The following is a 19,978-nucleotide window of genomic DNA, read 5'->3' as shown; positions in this document are numbered from 1 at the left end:
ATAGACCCGCGCGGGGGGACTTCATCCCGCGTGCCTGCGCCGCGGGCTCCTCGAGGACGAGCGACTTGACGAACGACGTGAAGGACGACGCGCAGGCCCCAGGGACGAAAGGGCGCCCGGTGACAGGCAAGCAGAAGGCCGACGGCGGCATCCTGGAAACCGTCAAGGTCATCGTCCAGGCGCTGCTGATCGCGCTCGTGGTGCGCACGCTGCTGTTCCAGCCCTTCAACATCCCCTCGGGCTCGCTCGTGCCGACGCTGCTCGTCGGCGACTATCTGTTCGTCTCGAAGTATTCCTACGGCTACTCGCGCTACTCGATTCCCTACGGCCCGCCGGTCTTCGACGGGCGCATCTGGGGGTCGGAGCCCGAGCGCGGCGACATCGCCGTGTTCAAGCTGCCGGCCGACAACGCGACCGACTACATCAAGCGCGTCATCGGCCTCCCGGGCGACCGCGTGCAGATGATCGACGGGCGGCTCTACATCAACGGCGAGCTCGTCGCACGCGAGGAGGTGGAGCCCTACGTGACGACCGACCCGTTCGGGCGCACCGTCTCCGTGCCGCGCTACCGCGAGACCCTGCCGGACGGCACCGAGCACTTCATCATCGAGCGCGACGGCGACCGCGGCTTCTGGGACAACACCGAGGTCTACACGGTGCCCGACGGCCACTACTTCATGATGGGCGACAACCGCGACAACTCGACCGATTCGCGCGACCTCGGCTCGGTCGGCTTCGTGCCCTACGAGAACTTCGTCGGGCGCGCGGAGATCATCTTCTTCTCGATCGACGATGACGCCTCCGCCTGGCGCATCTGGGAATGGCCGTGGACGGTGCGCTGGGAGCGCCTCCTCGACCAGATCCGCTGACCGCGGCGATGGCGGCCGCCCGCAAGAACCCGGATCCACTCGGCGCGCTCGAGGCGCGCATCGGCCACGGCTTCGGCGATCGCGACCTCCTGCAGGAGGCGCTCACGCACATGAGCGCCAGCAAGGAGGGCAAGGGCGCGCACTACCAGCGCCTCGAGTTCCTGGGCGACCGGGTGCTCGGGATCGTCGTCGCCGCGCTCCTGTTCGAGACCTTCCCGGACGCCAACGAGGGCGAGCTCTCCAAGCGCTTCTCCGAGATCGTGCGCAAGGAGACCTGCGCGGAGGTGGCGCTCGGCTGGGAGGTGGCGCCGCACATCGTCTTCGGCCACGGCATCGGCCGCACGGCGGCGCGGGCCAACCGGTCGATCCTGGGCGACGTCTGCGAGGCGATCATCGGCGCGGTGTACGTCGACGGTGGCCACGAGGCGGCGCGGCGGGTGGTCGAGGCCGGGTTCGGCGACATGGTCCGCGCGACGCGGCCGGTCCCGCGCGACCCGAAGACGGTGCTGCAGGAGTATCTGCAAGGGCGCGGCGAGCCGCCGCCGCGCTACGCGCTCGTCGATCGCTCCGGGCCGGAGCACGCGCCCTCCTTCCGGGTCGGCGTGGTGATCGAGGGGATGGAGACGATCACGGGCGAGGGCCCGAGCAAGCGCGCCGCCGAGCAGGACGGCGCCCGGGCGGTGCTCGCCCGTCTTGGATTGTGGAAGGACGCCGATGGCGGACGTTGAGGACGACATGCCCGAGGGCGAGAGGCCCGAGGACGCGCAGGACGACGGGGCCGTCGAGGCCGCTGGGCCGACATCGGCGGGGTTCGTCGCGCTGATCGGCGCGCCGAACGCCGGCAAGTCGACGCTGCTCAACCAGCTGGTGGGGACCAAGATCTCGATCGTCTCGCGCAAGGTGCAGACGACGCGCGCACTGGTGCGCGGCATCGCGATCCAGGGCCGCGCGCAGATCGTCTTCGTCGACACCCCGGGCATCTTCAAGCCCAAGCGCCGGCTCGATCGGGCGATGGTGACCTCCGCCTGGGGCGGCGCGGCGGACGCCGACGCCGTGTGCCTCCTCGTCGACGCGCGCAAGGGCGTCGACGAGGAGGTGGAGGCCATCGTCGAGAAGCTCGCCGAGGTGCGCCGGCCCAGGATCCTGGTGCTCAACAAGATCGACCTGATCGAGCGCTCGAAGCTGCTCGCGCTCGCCGCGGCGCTGAACGAGAAGGCCGCGTTCGACCACACGTTCATGATCTCGGCCTTGAAGGGCGACGGCGTCGACAAGCTGATGGAGACGCTGGCGGGCATCATGCCGGAGGGGCCCTGGCTCTACCCGGAGGACCAGATCTCGGATGCGCCGCTGCGCATGCTCGCCGCCGAGATCACCCGCGAGAAGATCTACGAGCGCCTCCACGAGGAGTTGCCCTACGAGAGCCACGTCGAGACCGAGAGCTGGGAGATGCGCAAGGACGGCTCCGCGCGCGTCGAGCAGACGATCTACGTCGCGCGCGAGAGCCAGCGCAAGATCGTGCTCGGCGAAGGCGGGCGCACCATACGCTCGATCGGCCAGGCGGCCCGTCTCGAGATCGCCGAGGCGGCCGAGCACCCGGTCCACCTGTTCCTGTTCGTCAAGGTGCGCGAGCGCTGGATCGACGATCCCGAGCGCTACCGTGCGATGGGGCTCGAGTTCCCCAGGGGGTGAGCGGGGAGGCGCCGATGAAGGCCGCCGAGGGTCTCCCCTCTCCCTCGTGGGTAGTCGATGCACACGTCTCCTGCGCCTCTCTCGGTTCTGGAGGACCTGTGCCGGGGTGGTGGTCGGGGGACGCCTGCCAGACCTCTCCTTCCCTGTAGGGGAAGGTGGCTCGGCGGCGAAGCCGACGAGACGGATGGGGCGCGCGGGACGCGCGTTCGGCGCAGCCGAAATGCGACGGCAGATGCGGACACGGCGGCTTCCGCTTCGCGGAACGCGTCGCTTCGCGCCGCGCCCCATCCGTCACCGGCTACGCCGGCGCCACCTTCCCCTACAGGGAAGGAGAAGACCTGCATCTGCGTCGCCGGGTCGGTCGTCCGACGCGACGTGCCGCAGATGTGTCAATAGACTGGCCCTCGTGGAGAGGGGCCGGGGGTGTGGGGCGTGGAAGACTGGTGCGACGCGGATGCGGAGTGCTCGACTTGCGGTCGCGGCCTCGATCCACGTCGGGTATCGTCCTGCACGCCCCCACCCCCGACCCCTCCCCTCGATGGGGAGGGGAGGACGTCGGCGGTTCCTGCGATAGAGGGCGACCATGGAGTGGACCGACGAGGGCATCGTGCTCGGCGCGCGCTCCCACGGCGAGAGCGGGGCGATCGTCGAGCTGCTGACGATGGAGCACGGCCGGCATCTCGGCTACGTCAACGGCGCGCGCGGCAGGCGGCTCGCGGCGGTGGTCCAGCCGGGCAACACCGTCGCCGCCGTCTGGCGGGCGCGCACCGACGAGCAGATGGGGACCTACACGCTCGAGGGCGTCGCGCTGCGTTCCGGTGCGCTGATGGGCTCGCGCCTCGCCCTCTACGGGCTGGCCACGATGAGCGCGCACCTGCGCCACCTGCCCGAGCGCGACCCGCATCCCGCGCTCTACGTCGCGGCGCAGGCCCTCGTCTCTCACCTCGACGACCCCGACCTCGCGCCGCGCCTGCTCGTCGCCTTCGAGCTGGCGCTGCTCGCCGAGCTCGGCTTCGGCCTCGACCTCGGACGCTGCGCGCTCACGGGCGTGACGGACGACCTCGCCTGGGTCTCGCCGAAGACCGGCCGCGCGGTCTCCCGCGACGCCGGCGCGCCCTGGGCCGACAGGCTCCTGCCGCTGCCGGCCTTCCTCGGCGCCCGCGGGGCGGGCGAGGACCCGAGCCCCGAGGAGATCGCGCAGGGCTTCGCGCTGACGGGGCATTTCCTGGAGCGCGACGTGCTCGCGCCGAGCGGCGTGCAGGCGCCGCCGGAGCGGGCGCGGTTCGTGGGGCTGGCGACGGCCTGCGCCGAGCGGGCGTGACGGCGATCGGGAACGTGGACAACTCCGCCTCGGCCCATCGTGCGCTCTTGCCCCCGTACCCCATCCGTTCTAACGACGTGAGTCGCACATCAACCCGAGGCGCCACATGGGCAAGCCCGTCGATCCGCCGTCCGGCCCCGACGCCGAGAGCATCAACCTGAAGGACGCGCTCGAGGAGCGCTACCTCGCCTATGCGCTCTCGACGATCATGCACCGCGCGCTGCCCGACGCGCGTGACGGGCTCAAGCCCGTGCACCGGCGCATCCTCTACGGCATGCGGCTCCTGCGGCTCGATCCGGGCACTGCGTTCAAGAAGTCGGCCAAGGTCGTGGGCGACGTGATGGGTTCGTTCCATCCCCACGGCGACCAGGCGATCTACGATGCGCTGGTGCGGCTCGCGCAGGACTTCGCCTCGCGCTACCCGCTCGTCGACGGGCAGGGCAACTTCGGCAACATCGACGGCGATTCGGCCGCCGCCTACCGCTACACGGAAGCGCGCCTCACCGAGGTCGCGCGCCTGCTGCTCGACGGGATCGACGAGGACACGGTCGACTTCCGGCCGAACTACGACGGCTCGACGGAGGAGCCCGTCGTGCTGCCGGCGGCCTTCCCGAACCTGCTCGCGAACGGCTCGCAGGGCATCGCGGTGGGCATGGCGACGTCGATCCCGCCGCACAATGCCGCGGAGCTGTGCGACGCGGCGCTCTACCTCATCGACCACCCGCAGACCACCTCCGAGCAGCTCCTCGCCTTCGTGCCCGGGCCGGACTTCCCTACCGGCGGCATCATCGTCGAGAAGCGCGAGCAGATCGTCGAGGCCTACAACACCGGCCGTGGCGGCTTTCGCGTGCGCGCGCGCTGGCACAAGGAGGACGGCGGGCGCGGGCAATGGTCGGTCGTGGTGACCGAGATCCCCTACGGCGTCGGCAAGTCCCGCATGATCGAGAAGATCGCGGAGCTGATGGCCGAGCGCAAGCTGCCGCTCGTGGCGGACGTGCGCGACGAATCGGCGGAGGACATCCGCATCGTCTTCGAGCCGCGCACGCGCACGGTCGACGCCGCGCTGATGATGGAATCGCTCTTCCGGCTCACCGACCTCGAGGCGCGGGTCCCGCTCAACATGAACGTGCTCGTCGGCGGGACGGTGCCCCGCGTCATCGGGCTCGCGGAAGCGCTCCGGGCCTGGCTCGACCATCGCCGCGACGTGCTCCAGCGCCGCTCGCGCCACCGCATGGCGGCGATCGACCGCAGGCTCGAGATCCTGCGCGGCCTCCTCGTGATCTACCTCGACCTCGACGAGGTCATCCGCATCATCCGCGAGGAGGACGAGCCGAAGGCGGAGCTGATGCGCACGTTCGAGCTGAGCGACATCCAGGCCAACGCCATCCTCGACACGCGGCTGCGGAGCTTGCGCAAGCTCGAGGAAATGGAGCTCAAGCGCGAGCTCGACGCGCTCACGGAGGAGCGCGGCGGCCTCGAGGCGCTGCTCGGCAGCGAGCAGAAGCAGTGGAAGACGGTGGCCAGGCAGATCCGGGAGGTGCGCAAGAGCTTCTCCGGCGAGACGGCGGTGGGTCGCCGGCGCACCTCCTTCGAGGACATGCCGGACACGGCCGGCATCGACATCACCGAGGCGATGGTGGAGCGCGAGCCGATCACCGTGATCGTCTCGACCAAGGGCTGGATCCGCGCGCTCAAGGGCCACGTGCAGGACGTCTCGTCGGTCGCGTTCAAGGGGGACGACGCGCTCGCCTTCTCCTTCCACACCGAGACCACGGCGAAGATCCTGGCGCTCGCGACCAACGGCAAGGCCTTCACGCTCGACGCCTCCAAGCTGCCGGGCGGGCGCGGTTTCGGCGACCCGATCCGGCTCATCGTCGACTTCGACGACGACGCCGAGATCGCGGCGATCTTCCCCTTCGTCGCGGGCCAGAAGCGGCTCCTCGTGTCCACCGACGGGCGCGGCTTCGTCGCGCCCACCGACGCGCTCGTCGCCAACACCCGCAAGGGCAAGCTCGCGCTCAACGTCGATGTCGGCACGAAGGCCGTGCTCGCCGTGCCGGTCGAGGGCGACCACTGCGCCATCGTCGGCGAGAACCGCAAGCTCCTCGTCTTTCCGCTCGCGCAGGTGCCGGAGATGAGCCGCGGGAAGGGCGTGCGGCTCCAGCGCTACCGCGACGGCGGCGTGTCGGACGCCAAGATCTTCGCGCTCGCCGACGGCCTCACCTGGGTCGACACGTCCGGGCGCACCTGGACCGTCAAGGGCGAGGACCTGCGCGACTGGATCGCCAATCGCGCCGATGCCGGCCGCCTGCCGCCGAAGGGCTTCCCGAAGACCAACAGATTTTCATAATTCCACAGATCGGCATCCGCGAATTTCGCGAGTCCCCATCGTGCCTCGTTAACGGTTCCTGCGCATCCTCGGCCTGTAAAACGACTGATGCGCGCGCCGCTCGAACGGCGCGCCTCCGGGAGAGTGCGATGACGACGTTGGCCCGCCTCGTCTACGTCAGCCGTCCCCGTACGACGGGGCGGCGTGGAGAATTCCTGGCTATGTGCGACGAGATCCTGGTCGATGCGCGCCGGCGCAACGCCGACGACGCGATCACCGGCGTGCTCGTGGCCGGCCCCGGCCTGTTCGCCCAGGTGCTCGAAGGCGACCGCACCGCCGTGTCCGGCACGTTCGCTCGCATCTGCCGCGACCCGCGTCACGAGGCGATCGAGATCCTCGACATGCGCGTGGTCGACGAGCGCCGCTTCGCGCAGTGGAGCATGGGCTTCAGCGACATCGACGGCGCGCCGGAGGCGCTCGTCGCGCGCTTCCGGCAGGGGCGGAGCCCTCGACGTGCGGGCGATGACGCCGACCGCGCTCCTCGCCTTCCTGGAGGCCGTCGCGCAGGCGCAGGCGCAGGACAACGCGCTCTTGGGCGCGCCGCGTCCGAGCGTGGGATACGTCGACGACATCGTCTTCGTGGAGGCCGCGGAATAGCCGGCGAGCCCTCAGGAGCGACCGAGCCGGGCGAGCACGCCGTCGGCGGCCGCCCGGCCGGTGGCTAGGCAGCCCTGCAGCAGGTAGCCGCCCGTCGGCGCATGCCAGTCGAGCATCTCGCCGGCGACGAAGGTTCCCGGGCGCGCGCGCAGCATGAAGTCTTGGTCGAGCGCCTCGGCGCGCACGCCGCCCCGGGTGGAGATGGCGCGCTCGAGCGGCCGCATGGAGGCGACCGCGAGGACGCAGTCCTTGGCGCGGGCGGCGAGCGCCGCCGGCTCCGCCGGCAGCGGACCCGCCTCTCGCATCAGGCCGATCGCCGCCGGCGCGAGGCCCGCGCGTCGCAGCCGTTCGGTGAGCGTGCGCCCCTTCGGCGCCGCGGCGATGCGCGCAGCGAGGGCGTCGGCGTCCTGGTCGGGCCGCAGGTCGAGATGGAGCGTCACGCCGCCCGAGGCGTCGAGAGCCTCGCCGATCGCGGCCGAGCGGGCGTAGACGCCTGTGCCCTCGAGCCCGTGCGCGGTGATCAGCGCCTCGCTCGTCTCCGACGCCTCCGCCCGGCGTCCCGAGCCGATGGCGACGCGCTTGAGCGGCGCCCCGGCGAAGCGCTCGCGGAAGACGTCGCTCCAGGCGATCTCGACGCCGGCGTTCATGGACGCGAGCGGAGCGACGGTGACACCGGCCTCGACGAGGATCGGCGCCCACGCCCCGTCCGAGCCGAGCCGCGACCAGGAGGCGCCGCCGAGCGCCAGGATCGTCGCGTCGGCGGCGAGCGTACGCGCCTCGCCGCCGCTCTCGACGACAAGCCCGCCGTCGGCCGAGAAGCCCGTCCAGCGCGTGCGGGCGCGGAGCCGCACCCCCGCCGCCTGGAGCCGCGCCAGCCAGGCGCGGGCGAGCGGGCTCGCCTTGAAGCTCCGCGGAAAGACGCGGCCGGAGGAACCGACGAAGGTCGGCTCGCCGAGCCCGTCGGCCCAGGCGCGCAGGTCCTCCGGCGAGAAACGCACGATCGCCTCGCGCACCGCCGGCGCAGCGCTGCCGCCGTACCGCGCGAGGAACCGCTCCAGCGGCTCGGAATGCGTCAGGTTGAGCCCGCCGCGCCCCGCGAGCAGGAATTTTCGTGCGGGGCTCGGCATGCGCTCGACGAGCGTCACCGCGACGCCGCCCGCCTCGACCAGCCGCTCGGCGGCGGCGAGGCCGGCGGGACCGGCGCCGACGATGACGACGTGGGGACGGCTCAACTGCGGGCTCCTCTTCGCGGGCTCCAGCGTGCGGGCCGGCGACCATCGGCCCAGGACCCGGACTTGTCCAGCGGACATGCCGAGGGTGGCGATCCGGCGGCCTTGATTTCGCCCGTGGCCGCGGGCAGGGGAGGCGCGCCATGAAGCTCGTCCTCTGCTCCCTCCTCGCCCTTCTCCTGTCCGCCTGCGCGCTCCTGCCCGACCGCGCCGGTCCGATCACGATCGAGCGCGAGCACGCGGACGCCATGGCGCGCATGGTCTCGGACTACCGGCGGGCGAACGGCCTCGGGCCGGTGCGGGTCGATGCGGCGCTGATGGCGGCGGCGGAGCAGCAGGCGCGCACCGTCGCCGCGCGCGATCGGCTCGACCACGGCAATTTCGAAGGCCGCATCCACCGCCACCGCGTCGACACCGAGCGCGCCTTCGAGAACCTCGCCGCCGGGGACCCGACGCCGCGGGCCGCGCTCGCGACCTGGAAGGCCTCGCCGGCGCACCAGCGGGCGCTGGTGAGCCCGACGTCGACCCGCATCGGCTACGTGCGCGCCCTCGCCCCGGGGACGCGCCACCGCACCTTCGACGTGCTCGTGCTCGCCTCCGACTGAGCCCGCGCACGGTCACTCGCGCGACACGACCGCGACGATGTCCCCGAGGAGCGCGTGCAGGCGGTCGCGGTAGCCGGTGCGGGCCGAGGGGCGGGTCTCGTCGGAGGTCATCGCGACGACGAGGTCGAGATCGGGCACCACGTAGAGCATCTGGCCGCCGTAGCCCCAGGCGTAGCGCACGTCCCGCCCGCCGATCTCGCGCGCGAACCAGGCGTAGCCGTAGCCGTCCCCGGTGAAGCGCGAGCGGGTGCGGGGCATCCAGCTCTGCGCGATCCAGCTCTCGGGGACGACCCGCGTCCCGTCCGCTGCGCGCCCGCCGGCCGCGTATGTCTCCCCGAAGGCGAGGAGCGACCGGGGCGTCATCGCCATCTGGTTGCCGCCCAGATGGATGCCAGCCGGGCTCGTCTCCCAGCCCGTGATCCGGAAGCCGTCGATCGCGCCGAGCCAGTCCTCGGCGAGCGCACGCGTGGAGCGGCCGCTCTCGCGGGCGAGGATCGCGGAGAGGAGATGCGTCGAGCCGGTGGAGTAGAGCATCGTGCCGCCGGGCTCGTCGACGAAGGGACGCGCCAGCGCGTCGCGCACCCAGTCCCGGCTCGCGACCCAGGAGCCGTAGTTCGCGCCCGACGTGCGCTCGAGCCCCGCCCGCATGGTCAGCAGGTGGCCGATCGTGATCCGGTAGAGCCGCGGGTCCGGGTCGGCGGGGAGCTTGTCGCGCAGGAGAGGGGCGACGGGCTGGTCGACGCCCTCGAGCAGGCCGCGCTCGATCGCGATCCCGACGAGGGCGGAGACGATCGTCTTCGAGGCGGACTTGATGTTCGTCGGCCGGTCGGGCGCGGCGCCGCCGTAGCCCCGCTCGGCCAGGACCGTGCGGCGGCGCGAGACGAGGACGGTCTCGAGCGCATCGAGGGAGGCGGCCTCGTCGAGGAGCGCGTCGAGCCCGACGAGCGTCGCGGGGGCGACCTCGTCCTGCGCGCGGGCGAGGCCGCACGGGAGCGCGGCCGCGGCGAGGAGGGCGAGGGCGGCGCGGCGGGTGGGGGCGTTCGGCATGGAAGGTGAGCTAGGGGCGTCGAGGGCTTACGCAAGGCGACGCGCGTGCACATCCGACTTTGCCCGTCGCCCCCGCCGCGCTATGACCGCGCCCCGTCGCATGCGAGGAGCCCCGCCATGAAGCCCGAGGATGTCGCCGCCTGCTGGGAATCGAACGCGGAGACCTGGACGCGGCTCGTCCGCGCGGGGCACGACCGCTACCGCGACGTGCTGAACACGCCGGCCTTCCTGGCCATGCTCCCGCCCGTCGCGAGCCGTCCCGGGCTCGACCTCGGCTGCGGGGAGGGGGCGAACACCCGCGCGCTGGCGCGGCTCGGCGCGCGCATGACCGGCATCGACGTCGCGCCGACCTTCGTGCGGCATGCGCAGGAGGCGGAGGCGGCCGAGCCCCTCGGCATCGCCTACCGCGTCGCGGACGCCGCCGCGCTGCCCTTCCCGAATGAGAGCTTCGCCTTCGCCACCGCCTTCATGTCCCTGATGGACATGCCGAATCAACCGGCGGCCTTGGCGGAGGCGCACCGTGTCTTGTCGCCCGGCGGCTTCCTCCAGTTCTCGATCCTCCACCCCTGCTTCGTCCCGCCCCGCCACCGCAACGTCCGCGATGGCGAGGGCCGGGTCGTGGCGCTGGAGATCGGCGGCTATTTCGAGGAGCTCGACGGGGAGATCGAGACCTGGATCTTCTCCACCGTCCCGCCGCAGGAGCGCGCCGCGATCCCGCCCTTCCGCACCCCGCGCTTCCACCGCACGCTGTCGCGCTGGGTCGAGATGGTCGCCGGCGCCGGCTTCCTGGTCGAGGCCATGGGCGAGCCGCGGGCCACCGAGGAGGCGGCCGCGGCGGAGCCGGTGGTGGCCGATACGCGCAACGCGCCGATCTTCCTGCACGTGCGGTGCAGGAAGGCAAGGTGAGGCTCGTCGGCTCAGTGAGCGGCGCAGGCCTCGTCGATGCGGGAAGCGTTCTCGATCTGGCGGTCGATCACTTCGGGCGATACGCCGAACTCGTCGGCTATCGCCAGACGGTCGTAGCCGTCGGCCTCCATCGACCGGATCTCCTCGATCGGGGCGAGGAACTCGGCGGCGAAGGCTCGGCCCGCGGCCTGGCGGTAGGCGGCCTGGAGGTCGTTCACGACGGAGCGACCCTTCTCCGGAAAGCAGACGACGTCGCCGCAGGCGCGGGCGAAGGCGAACAGGGCGGCCTCATCGCGCGCGGTCCGGCGCAGGTGGATGTGGACCTGCGCGTCTGTCCCGTCGCTCCGCAAGGCGCGAATCCCGCTCATCGCTTTCGGGTCGGCGGTGGCAGAAGCGAACCGCGGACTGCTGCCGAGACGGCGCGCCAGCGCTCCGGCCGATCTCGTGCGGTCTGCGGAAGTCAGGCCGAGTTGCGCGCGGAAAGCGCGGGCGCGCGGATAGCCGAGCTGCCAGGCGCGCGCCGGCTGTGGCATGTCGCGGAACATTGCGGCGATGCGCGGCAGCCAGAGTCCGGGCAGGGCCGACGCTGCGTCCGGGCGGGCCTCGGTCCGCGCGATCCAATCGAGAGTCGACCGCAGGCGCGCACGATCGGTCCCGGCCAGGAACTCGAGCAGCCCCTCACCCGAGAAGTGCTCCGCGGCCTTCTCGATGAGGTCGGCATCGGCGTCGTCGATCCGATACGGATCGCGCCCCAGTGCGCCTGCGGCCTCGCAGAAGGAGGCCTCCTCGGGATCGGAGCGCGAGTCGACCACGCGTCGCCAGCGCACCGACGCGTTCGTCTCCGAGACACCGCGATCGCCGAGCCGCTCCAGGACGGTGTTCACCAGCCCATCCAGCGCCCGTTCCGCCTCGTTGCGGGGCAACATTTCTTCTGCCGAAACGATGTAGTCGGTCGTCCTTCGGGGATCGTGGAGGCTCGCACCGGGCGAGGCGGATACACGAAGCAGAGCCCCGTCGAAGGCGACGCTGATGTCGGGGAGCTGAAGACCGCTGCACGTCGCCGAGATCGAGAACGCCCGATCACGACCACCGAAGATGGCCCACCATCCGTACGCGATGCTTTCCGCAATCGGATACAGTGGTATCGTGATCTCGTCCACGAGGCGGCGTCCGAGACGGTGCTCCGTGACGTTTCGGTCGGCGATCCGAAGCGTGAAGTCGGCGACCGTCGCCGCCTCCTCGGGGGCGGCGTTCGGTGCGTCCTCCTGCCAGTCAGCCGAAAACCGCACGCCGTTCCTCCTCCGTGATCGGCCAACCCTTGTACTGGCCTCGCACCGTGTTGATGCAGTAGCCGATCCACACCCTGCCATCGCTGTCACGATACCAGACGCGACCCGGGTAGTCGCGATCCGCGTCCAGGAAACGATAGCGACCCGTCGAGAGCGCATCCCGCACCCAGCCTGTGGCCCGCGCCTGGTCCGCGGGAGTCACGAGAGGGCAGATGGTCGTGTTCTGCTTCTTCGGCCTGCCCGCTCGCCCCGTCGAATCGACCCGCACGCACGGCAATCCGCCCCACCAGCGCCGGCTCTTGTGCTCGCAGCTGCCGATATACTCCGCATCCGCGATCTCGGTGGAGGAGAGCGCTCGAGGAGGTGACTTTTGGGTCGGGCGACGCGCCATTTTGGAGAAGAGGCCGAATCGTTCATTGAATTACTGAATAGCAACCTGAGCGGCTGGTGTCCAGTGCTGCACGCCAGCAGCTCTACTCCGCCGCTTCCCGCACCGCCACCTCCGGCTCCCGCGGCCTCTGGCGCGTCTGCCACTCCGGATCCTCGTGCCAATCCGCGTTCGACGGCGCCAGCGGCTCGCGGCCGCGGATCAGGTCGGCGGCCTTCTCGGCGAGCATGATGGTCGGGGCGTTGAGGTTGCCCGAGACGATCGAGGGCATGATCGCCGAATCGACCACCCGCAGCCCCTCGATCCCGTGCACCCGGCAGGCGCCGTCGACCACCGCCATCGGGTCCGAGCCCATCTTGCAGGCGCCGGAGGGGTGGTAGGCGCTCTCGCAATTCGCGGCGACCCAGGCGTCGATCTCCGCGTCCGTACGCACGTCCGGGCCCGGAGCCAGCTCCGCGCCGCGGAAGCGGTCGAAGGCGGGCTGCGCGAAGATCTCGCGGGTGAGCCGCACGGCGGCGCGCATCTCCTCCCAGTCCTCCGGATGGGACATGTAGCGCGGGTCGATGATCGGATGAGCCGCCGGATCGGCGCTCGCGAGCCGCATCTTGCCGCGGCTCTTCGAGCGCATCGGCCCGACATGGGCCTGGTAGCCGTGCCGGTCGGACGGGTTGCGGCCGTCGTAGCGCACCGCCATCGGCAGGAAGTGATATTGCAGGTCGGGATGGCGCACGCCCGCGCGCGAGCGAATGAAGCCGCCGGTCTCGAAATGGTTGGTGGCGCCGAGCCCCGTCTTCCGGAGGTACCACTCGAGCCCGATCTTCACCTTGGCCACGGGGTTCAGCGCCGAATAGAGCGTGATCGGCTCGCGGCTCTCCTGCTGGACGTAGATCTCGAGGTGGTCCTGCAGGTTCTCGCCCACGCCGGGCAGGTGGTGGCGCGGGGTCACGCCCGCCGCCTTCAGCTCGTCGGCATTGCCGATGCCCGACAGCATCAGGAGCTGCGGCGAGCCGATGGCACCGGCGCAGAGGATCACCTCGCGCTCCGCGAAGAGCCGCTCGACGCCGTCGGACGGATCGGCGACGACGAGGCCGCGGGCGCGCGTCCCCTCCAGGACGATCTCCAGCGTCGTGACGCCGGTGCGCACCTCGAGGTTGGACCGGGACATCGCCGGGCGCAGGTAGCCCTGCGCGGTGGACCAGCGCCGGCCGGCGTGGACCGTCATGTCCATCGTGCCGACGCCTTCCTGCCGGTAGCCGTTCTGGTCCTCGGTGCGGTCGTAGCCCGCCTGCACGCCGGCTTCGACCCAGGCGCGGTAGAGCGGATTCTTGGCGACGCCCGTCGAGACCCGCAGCGGCCCGTCGGCGCCGTGATAGGCGTCCGCACCCGTCTCGCGCGCCTCCGCCTTGCGGAAGTAGGGGAGCACGTCGGCGAAGGACCATCGGGCGAGCGCCGGATCCTCGGCGGCCCAGCGCTCGTAGTCGAGCGCGTGCCCGCGGACATAGGCCATGCCGTTGATCGAGGACGAGCCGCCGAGCACCTTGCCGCGGGGCCAGTGCATCCGCCGCCCGGCCAGGGTCGGCTGCGGCTCGGTCCAGTAGTCCCAATTGTAGGTCTTGGACTGCATCGGGTAGGAGAGCGCACTCGGCATGTGCAGCCGCCAGTCCCACCAATGGTCCTTCGGGCCGGCCTCGAGCAGCAGCACCGTGACGTCCGGGTCCTCGGAGAGCCGGTTCGCCAGGACGCAACCGGCCGAGCCGGCGCCGACGATGATGTAGTCGTGGGATTTGGTCATGATGCTCTCGTTCGCGATGCCGCGGATGAAGGCCGCCGACGGGACTCCCCTCTCCCTCGCGGAGAGGGGCTGGGGGTGTGGGGCGGGCAGGACCAGCGCCGTCGTCGATGCCGTGCTCGGGCACCCGAGATCGGCGTCTCGCTCCTCACCCGACGCCCCACACCCCCGACCCCTCTCCACGAGGAGAGGGGAGAGCGTCGCGCCCTGCATAAGCGTCTCGTCTCTCCTCTCGAAGCCTCAATACGGCGCGTCGACGTCGCCGAGCGCGACATAGACGCTCTTCTCCTGGGTGTAGTGCGCGACGGCGGCGTGCCCGTTCTCGCGGCCGAGCCCCGATTGCTTGACGCCGCCGAACGGCATCTCGATCGGCGTGAGGTTGTAGGCGTTGATCCACACCGTCCCCGCCTCGAGGGCCGCCGCGACGCGGTGGGCGCGGGTGAGGTCGTTGGTGAAGACGCCCGCCGCGAGCCCGTAGGGCGTGGCGTTGGCGCGGGCGACGACCTCGTCCTCGTCGTCGAAGGGCAGCACCGCCATAACCGGGCCGAAGATCTCCTCGCGCACCACGTCCATCTCGTCGGTGCACTCGGCGAAGATCGTCGGCGCGACCCAGAAGCCCGTGTCGAGCCCGTTCGCGGTGACCCGGTCGCCGCCCGTCAGCAGCCGCGCGCCGGCGGCCCTGCCGCGTTCGATGGCGGCGAGCACCTTGCCCATGTGCTCGTGCGAGATCAGCGGGCCGACATGCGTCGCGGGGTCCATCGGATCGCCGATCACCATGGCTTTCGTGCGCGCGACGAGCTTCTCCAGGAAGGCGTCCATTGACTTGCGCTGCACGAAGACGCGGGTGCCGTTCGAGCAGATCTCGCCCTGGGAGTAGAAGTTGCCGAGCAGCGCCCCGCCCACCGCGTTGTCGAGCGTCGCGTCGTCGAAGACGACGAGCGGCGACTTGCCGCCGAGCTCCATGGTCACGTGCTTGAGCGTCGAGGCCGCGTCCGCCATCACCGCCTTGCCGGTGCCGACCTCGCCGGTCAGCGAGACCTTGGCTATTCCGGGATGACGGGTGAGGAGGCGGCCCGTATCGGCGAAGCCCTGGACGACGTTGAACACGCCCGCCGGGAGCCCGGCCTCGGCGTAGATCTCGGCGAGCGCCATGGCTGTTAGCGGGGTCAGCTCCGCCGGCTTGAAGATCATGGCGTTGCCGCAGGCGAGCGCGGGCGCCGACTTCCAGCAGGCGATCTGGATCGGGTAGTTCCAGGCGCCGATGCCGGCGCAGACGCCGAGCGGCTCGCGGCGCGTATAGGCGAAGGCCTGCAGCCCGAGCGGGATGTGCTGGCCCGTCAGCGTCGGCGCGATGCCAGCGTAGTATTCCAGGCAATCCGCGCCCGAGATCACGTCGACCACCGAAGTCTCCGCGATCGGCCGGCCGGTGTCGCGCGTCTCCAACCGCGCGAGCGCGTCGTTTCGTTCCCGCAGCAGCGCCGCGGCGCGCATCAGGATGCGCCCGCGGTCGACGCCGGTCATCCGCGACCAGACGCGGAAGCCCGCGCGCGCGGCCTCGACCGCGGCCTCGACGTCGGCCTCGCCGGCGATGTCGACCGTCGCGAGCACCGAGCCGTCGGCGGGATTGCGCGTCTCGAAGCGCTCGCCGGAGGTCGCGGGGCGGCGCTCGCCGCCGATGAACAGGGGGAGGTGGGAGGTCACGCCGTCTTCCTCTTCTTCTCTCCGGCGACTTCGTGGGCCGGCGTCGCGCCGCGGGCGGCGAGGTGGAGATCGATCGTCTCGCCGACGAGCCGCCGGGCCGCGACGATGTCGAGCCCGCCGCCGTCGAGACCCGCGCGCACCCAGACTCCGTCGATCAGGCTCGCGGCCACCTCGGCGAGGTGGGCGGCCTCGCCGTTCGGCAGGCCGAGCCGGCAGAACTCGCGCTTGAGGTTCGAGTGCAGCCGCCGGCGGTAGATCCGCTGGAGCCGGCCGAGCGCCGGCACGTGGGGCACCTGGCCCCAGAAGGCGAGCCAAGCGGAGACCGTCTCGCGGGCGCACTGGCTCTCGTCGAAATTCGCCGCGACGACGGCCGACAGCCGCGCCCGCGGCGCCTCGCCGGCCTCCCCGAGCCGCCGCGCGACGAGGGTCTGGAGGTCGGTGAGCAGCGAGCGCATCGTCGCTTCCAGGAGCTCGTCCTTGGAGCCGAAGTAATGGGCGATCAGACCGGCGGACATGCCCGCGCCCTTGGCGATCCGCGCCATGGTCGTCGCGTCGTATCCGTGCGCGTGGATCGCCGCGATCGTCGCGGCGATCAATTGCTTGCGTCTGATCTTCGACACGCCGACGCGCGGCATCCGGGGCACCTTGGCGGGAAATCTTCGCGGTGGGTTGACATCCGCACGGTGCCCGATCTTAATTGAACGGTCAATCAATTTTGGCCCCGACGAGAAACCGCATCCACCGAGGCGCGTCCCCGCGCACCGGCCGCGGCGGCGTATCCGCAAGCCGCTGGCGGCCGGCGGCGCGCCCGAACGGGCCCGACCAGGAGAGACGACCCGATGACGATCCGCCTTCCCGCCCTGGCCGCCGCGAGCGTCCTCGCCCTCTCGACCGCGCCCGCGCTGGCCCAGGTCCCGGAGGCCTGCCGCGCGCCGGTCTTCGCCGACGTCGGCTGGACGGACATCACGGCGACCACCGCCGCTGTCTCGGTCGTGCTCGAGGCGCTCGGCTACGCGCCCGAGTCGGAGCTGCTCTCCGTGCCGGTGACCTACGCCTCGCTGGCGAACGGCGACGTCGACGTCTTCCTCGGCAACTGGATGCCGACCATGGCCGCCGACATCGCGCCGTACCGCGAGGCGGGCACGGTCGTCTCGCTCGAGACGCCGAACCTGACGGGCGCCAAGTACACGCTCGCGGTGCCCGCCTACCTCGCCGAGCAGGGCCTGACCGACTTCGCCGACATCGCGACCTTCGCCGACGCGCTCGACGGCGAGATTTACGGCATCGAGCCCGGCAACGACGGCAACCGGCTGATCCAGTCGATGATCGACGAGGACATGTTCGGGCTCGGCTCGTTCCGGCTCGTCGAGAGTTCCGAGCAGGGGATGCTGGCGCAGGTGCGCCGCTCCGCGGCTCGGGATCGGGCGATCGTGTTCCTCGGCTGGGAGCCCCACCCGATGAACGCCAATTTCGACCTCGTCTACCTCTCGGGCGGTGACGACGTGTTCGGCCCGAACTACGGCGGCGCGGAGGTCTACACCAACGTCCGCTCCGGGCTGATGGAGGAGTGCGCGAACCTCGGCGCGCTGCTGACGAACCTCGAGTTCACGCTCGCGATGGAGAACGAGATCATGGGCGCGATCCTCGACGACGACCGGGCTCCCGCGGACGCCGCTCGCGCCTGGCTGTCGCAGAACGTCGACACGGCGCTCGGGTGGGTCGAGGGTGTGACCACGGTCGACGGGGGCGATGGCGCCGAGGCCGTGCGAGCGGCGCTGACGCGGTAAGCGCCGACGTCGCATCCTCCCCGGAGGGGAGGAGTCCGCGCGCAGCGCGGGCGGTGGGGCCGCTCGATCATGCGAGCGAGCCGGCCTGCCGCCCTATCCACCCTCCGGCCTTCGGCCTCCGTTCTCCCCTGCGGGGACCAAGCGGCCGCGGCGAGCGCAGGAGACCAGATCGCCATGGACCCCGTCGCCTGGCTGACCGACAACAAGATCCCGCTGGGCCGGGTGATCCGCGACGGCGTCGACTGGCTCAACGACCACGCCGCCTTCGTCTTCTACGCGATCTCCGACGGGCTCGGCTTCGTCATCGACGGGGTCACGGACGCACTCCTGTGGGCGCATCCGCTGGCGATCGTGGCGGTTTTCGGCGCGCTCGCCTGGATCATCCACCGCGAGCGGAAGCTGCTGGCCCTCGTCGTCGCCTCTTTCCTGCTCGTGATCAACCTGGGCTATTGGGAGGAGACGATGGAGACGCTCTCCCTCGTCGTCTTCGCCACGGCCCTGTGCATGCTGATCGGCGTGCCGCTCGGCGTCGCGGCGGCGCACCGGCCCTGGCTCTACCAGGTCCTGCGCCCGATGCTCGACCTGACCCAGACGATCCCGACCTTCGTCTACCTCATCCCCACGCTGATCCTGTTCGGACTCGGCGTCGTGCCCGGCCTGATCTCGACCGTGATCTTCGCCGTCGCCGCGCCCGTGCGCCTGACGTATCTCGGCGTCACCTCGACGCCGCGCCAGCTGATCGAGGCGGGCGAGAGCTTCGGCGCCTCCGAGCACCAGATCCTGTGGAAGGTCGAGCTGCCCCACGCGCTGCCCACGATCATGGCCGGCCTCACCCAGTGCATCATGCTCTCGCTCTCCATGGTGGTGATCGCCGCCCTCGTGGGCGCCGGCGGTCTCGGCCAGCCGGTCGTGCGCGCGCTCAACACCGTCAACATCGCCATGGGCTTCGAGGCCGGGCTCGCCATCGTGCTCCTCGCCGTGGTGCTCGACCGCCTGTGCAAGCAGCCCAAGAGAGCGACCCGATGAACCGCGACATCGCCGTCCGCTTCGAGCACGTCGACGTCGTCTTCGGCGGCCGCGAGCGCGAGGCGCTCGCCCGTCTCGACCGGGGCGAGGACCGCGATACGATCCAGCGCGAGACGGGCGCGATCGTCGGCGTCGCGGACGCGAACCTCGCCGTCGCGGAGGGGGAGATCTCGGTGCTGATGGGGCTCTCGGGCTCCGGCAAGTCGAGCCTGCTTCGCTGCGTCAACGGGCTCAACCGGGTCTCGCGCGGGCGGGTGCTCGTGTCGCTCGAGGGCGAGGAGATCGACGTAGCGTCCTGCCGCCCGGCGGACCTCAAGCGCCTGCGCGGGAGCGGCGTCGCCATGGTCTTCCAGCAATTCGCGCTGCTCCCCTGGCGCACGGTGGCGCAGAACGTCGGCTTCGGGCTCGAGGTCAACGGGCGCTCGAAGTCCGAGATCGCGCGCGTCGTCGAGGAGAAGCTCGCGCTCGTCGGCCTCACGGACTGGGCGAATGCCTATGGTCACGAGCTGTCGGGCGGCATGCAGCAGCGCGTCGGCCTCGCCCGCGCCTTCGCCATGGACGCGCCGATCCTCCTCATGGACGAGCCGTTCTCGGCGCTCGACCCGCTGATCCGCTCGAAGCTGCAGGACGAGCTCGTGCAGCTGCAGAAGGAGCTGCGGAAGACCATCCTCTTCGTCTCCCACGACCTCGACGAGGCGATGAAGATCGGCGACCGGATCTCCATCATGGAGAGCGGGCGAATCGTCCAGACCGGCACGCCCGAGGACATCGCGCTCAATCCGGCCAACGCCTACGTCGCCGAGTTCGTGGCACACATGAACCCGGTCGACGTGCTGCGCGGCCGGAGCCTGATGACGCCGCTCGACGCGCTGACGCGGCAGCGCGACGGGCGCGTCGTCGCCGAGCCGGGCTCGGGCGTGACGCTCGAGATCGCCGAGGACGGCACCGTCGCCGGCGCGCGGATCGACGGGCGCGGCCCGGCTCCGATGCGGATCTGGGAGGGCGAGGCGAGCCGCGCGGTGGCGGGACCGGCCGACGCGGTCGTCGTCGTCGCCCCGGACGTGACCCTGCGGGAGGCGATGGAGATTAGGCGCCTGACGGGCGCGCTCCTCGTCGTCGCCGAGGACGGGCGAGCGATCGGCGTGCTCGGCGAGAAGGAACTCTACGACGGCGTGCTCGGCGCCGCCGAGCGCTCCGAGCGCGCGGACGACCCGCGGGAGGGCACCTCGTCCGCGGCATGACGCCGGGCTTGCCGGAGCGGGCGGGGAGGGGGCATGATCACGGCCGCGCTTTCGGACGAGCGCCCGCAGGAGCCCTCGCGATGACACCAAGGCGCCCACCGCCAC

At 71.4% G+C, this 19,978-nt stretch carries 17 protein-coding genes; 11 read left to right on the top strand and 6 right to left on the bottom strand.

Annotated features, from left to right (window positions below):
- Positions 1-119 precede the first annotated feature (119 nt).
- From lepB to AB9M23_RS06275, 6 genes are all read left to right on the top strand, one after another.
- Positions 120-869 carry a signal peptidase I gene (lepB, locus tag AB9M23_RS06300; RefSeq protein ID WP_372423434.1) on the top strand — a complete coding sequence of 250 codons (750 nt, stop codon included), beginning with the start codon at positions 120-122 and terminating at the stop codon, positions 867-869.
- Between the two features lie 8 nt (positions 870-877).
- Positions 878-1,597 (top strand): ribonuclease III, encoded by a 720-nt coding sequence (gene rnc / locus AB9M23_RS06295; RefSeq protein ID WP_372423432.1) that lies wholly within the window; start codon positions 878-880, stop codon positions 1,595-1,597.
- A 7-nt stretch (positions 1,598-1,604) separates the two neighbouring features.
- Complete coding sequence (gene era, locus AB9M23_RS06290; protein WP_372423776.1) at positions 1,605-2,558, top strand: GTPase Era; 954 nt, start codon at positions 1,605-1,607, stop codon at positions 2,556-2,558.
- Between the two features lie 583 nt (positions 2,559-3,141).
- Positions 3,142-3,879 (top strand): DNA repair protein RecO, encoded by a 738-nt coding sequence (gene recO, locus AB9M23_RS06285; protein WP_372423430.1) that lies wholly within the window; start codon positions 3,142-3,144, stop codon positions 3,877-3,879.
- Positions 3,880-3,985: 106 nt separating this feature from the next.
- Positions 3,986-6,229 (top strand): DNA topoisomerase IV subunit A, encoded by a 2,244-nt coding sequence (gene parC / locus AB9M23_RS06280; RefSeq protein ID WP_372423428.1) that lies wholly within the window; start codon positions 3,986-3,988, stop codon positions 6,227-6,229.
- 128 nt (positions 6,230-6,357) lie between these two features.
- Positions 6,358-6,933, top strand: a complete 576-nt coding sequence (locus AB9M23_RS06275; protein WP_372423427.1) for a BLUF domain-containing protein — start codon at positions 6,358-6,360, stop codon at positions 6,931-6,933.
- Here the strand turns inward: AB9M23_RS06275 and AB9M23_RS06270 are convergent.
- Positions 6,877-8,097: a TIGR03862 family flavoprotein gene (locus AB9M23_RS06270; protein WP_372423426.1), complete on the bottom strand. Its 1,221-nt coding sequence runs from the start codon at positions 8,095-8,097 to the stop codon at positions 6,877-6,879. The genes AB9M23_RS06275 and AB9M23_RS06270 overlap by 57 nt on opposite strands.
- Before the next feature lie 140 nt (positions 8,098-8,237).
- Here AB9M23_RS06270 and AB9M23_RS06265 point away from each other — a divergent pair, with 140 nt between their 5' ends.
- A complete protein-coding gene (locus AB9M23_RS06265; RefSeq protein WP_372423424.1) occupies positions 8,238-8,699 on the top strand; it encodes a CAP domain-containing protein in 462 nt (153 codons plus the stop codon).
- A 12-nt stretch (positions 8,700-8,711) separates the two neighbouring features.
- On the opposite strand, the gene AB9M23_RS06260 is transcribed toward AB9M23_RS06265, so the two are convergent.
- Entirely contained in the window at positions 8,712-9,746 is a 1,035-nt protein-coding gene (locus AB9M23_RS06260; protein WP_372423422.1) for a serine hydrolase domain-containing protein, read from the bottom strand.
- 117 nt (positions 9,747-9,863) lie between these two features.
- Here AB9M23_RS06260 and AB9M23_RS06255 point away from each other — a divergent pair, with 117 nt between their 5' ends.
- Positions 9,864-10,652, top strand: a complete 789-nt coding sequence (locus AB9M23_RS06255) for a class I SAM-dependent methyltransferase (protein ID WP_372423420.1) — start codon at positions 9,864-9,866, stop codon at positions 10,650-10,652.
- A gap of 11 nt (positions 10,653-10,663) precedes the next feature.
- On the opposite strand, the gene AB9M23_RS06250 is transcribed toward AB9M23_RS06255, so the two are convergent.
- The 4 genes from AB9M23_RS06250 to betI form a co-directional block, all read right to left on the bottom strand.
- Positions 10,664-11,941, bottom strand: coding sequence for a hypothetical protein (locus AB9M23_RS06250; RefSeq protein WP_372423418.1), 1,278 nt, complete (start codon positions 11,939-11,941; stop codon positions 10,664-10,666).
- Positions 11,942-12,414: 473 nt separating this feature from the next.
- The gene (gene betA, locus AB9M23_RS06245; protein WP_372423416.1) at positions 12,415-14,121 is read right to left on the bottom strand and encodes a choline dehydrogenase; all 1,707 of its coding nucleotides are present in this window, start codon (positions 14,119-14,121) and stop codon (positions 12,415-12,417) included.
- Positions 14,122-14,358: 237 nt separating this feature from the next.
- Positions 14,359-15,819, bottom strand: a complete 1,461-nt coding sequence (betB, locus tag AB9M23_RS06240; RefSeq protein WP_372423414.1) for a betaine-aldehyde dehydrogenase — start codon at positions 15,817-15,819, stop codon at positions 14,359-14,361.
- Positions 15,816-16,439: a choline-binding transcriptional repressor BetI gene (gene betI, locus AB9M23_RS06235; protein WP_372423413.1), complete on the bottom strand. Its 624-nt coding sequence runs from the start codon at positions 16,437-16,439 to the stop codon at positions 15,816-15,818. The genes betB and betI overlap by 4 nt, the downstream gene beginning before the upstream one ends.
- A gap of 219 nt (positions 16,440-16,658) precedes the next feature.
- On the opposite strand from betI, the gene choX reads away from it, so the two are divergent.
- The 3 genes from choX (at position 16,659) to choV (ending at position 19,873) form a co-directional block, all read left to right on the top strand.
- Positions 16,659-17,606: a choline ABC transporter substrate-binding protein gene (gene choX, locus AB9M23_RS06230; protein ID WP_372423411.1), complete on the top strand. Its 948-nt coding sequence runs from the start codon at positions 16,659-16,661 to the stop codon at positions 17,604-17,606.
- 174 nt (positions 17,607-17,780) lie between these two features.
- On the top strand, positions 17,781-18,632 hold the full coding sequence (gene choW / locus AB9M23_RS06225; RefSeq protein ID WP_372423409.1) for a choline ABC transporter permease subunit: 852 nt from the start codon (positions 17,781-17,783) through the stop codon (positions 18,630-18,632).
- On the top strand, positions 18,629-19,873 hold the full coding sequence (gene choV / locus AB9M23_RS06220; protein WP_372423407.1) for a choline ABC transporter ATP-binding protein: 1,245 nt from the start codon (positions 18,629-18,631) through the stop codon (positions 19,871-19,873). The genes choW and choV overlap by 4 nt, the downstream gene beginning before the upstream one ends.
- The last annotated feature ends 105 nt before the right edge of the window (positions 19,874-19,978 follow it).

It is taken from the genome of Salinarimonas chemoclinalis (assembly GCF_041514305.1).
In the GTDB taxonomy this organism is placed as follows: Bacteria; Pseudomonadota; Alphaproteobacteria; order Rhizobiales; family Beijerinckiaceae; genus Salinarimonas; species Salinarimonas chemoclinalis.
Note: the sequence above shows the minus strand (reverse complement) of the source record. Positions and strands in the feature narration are given on the sequence as shown.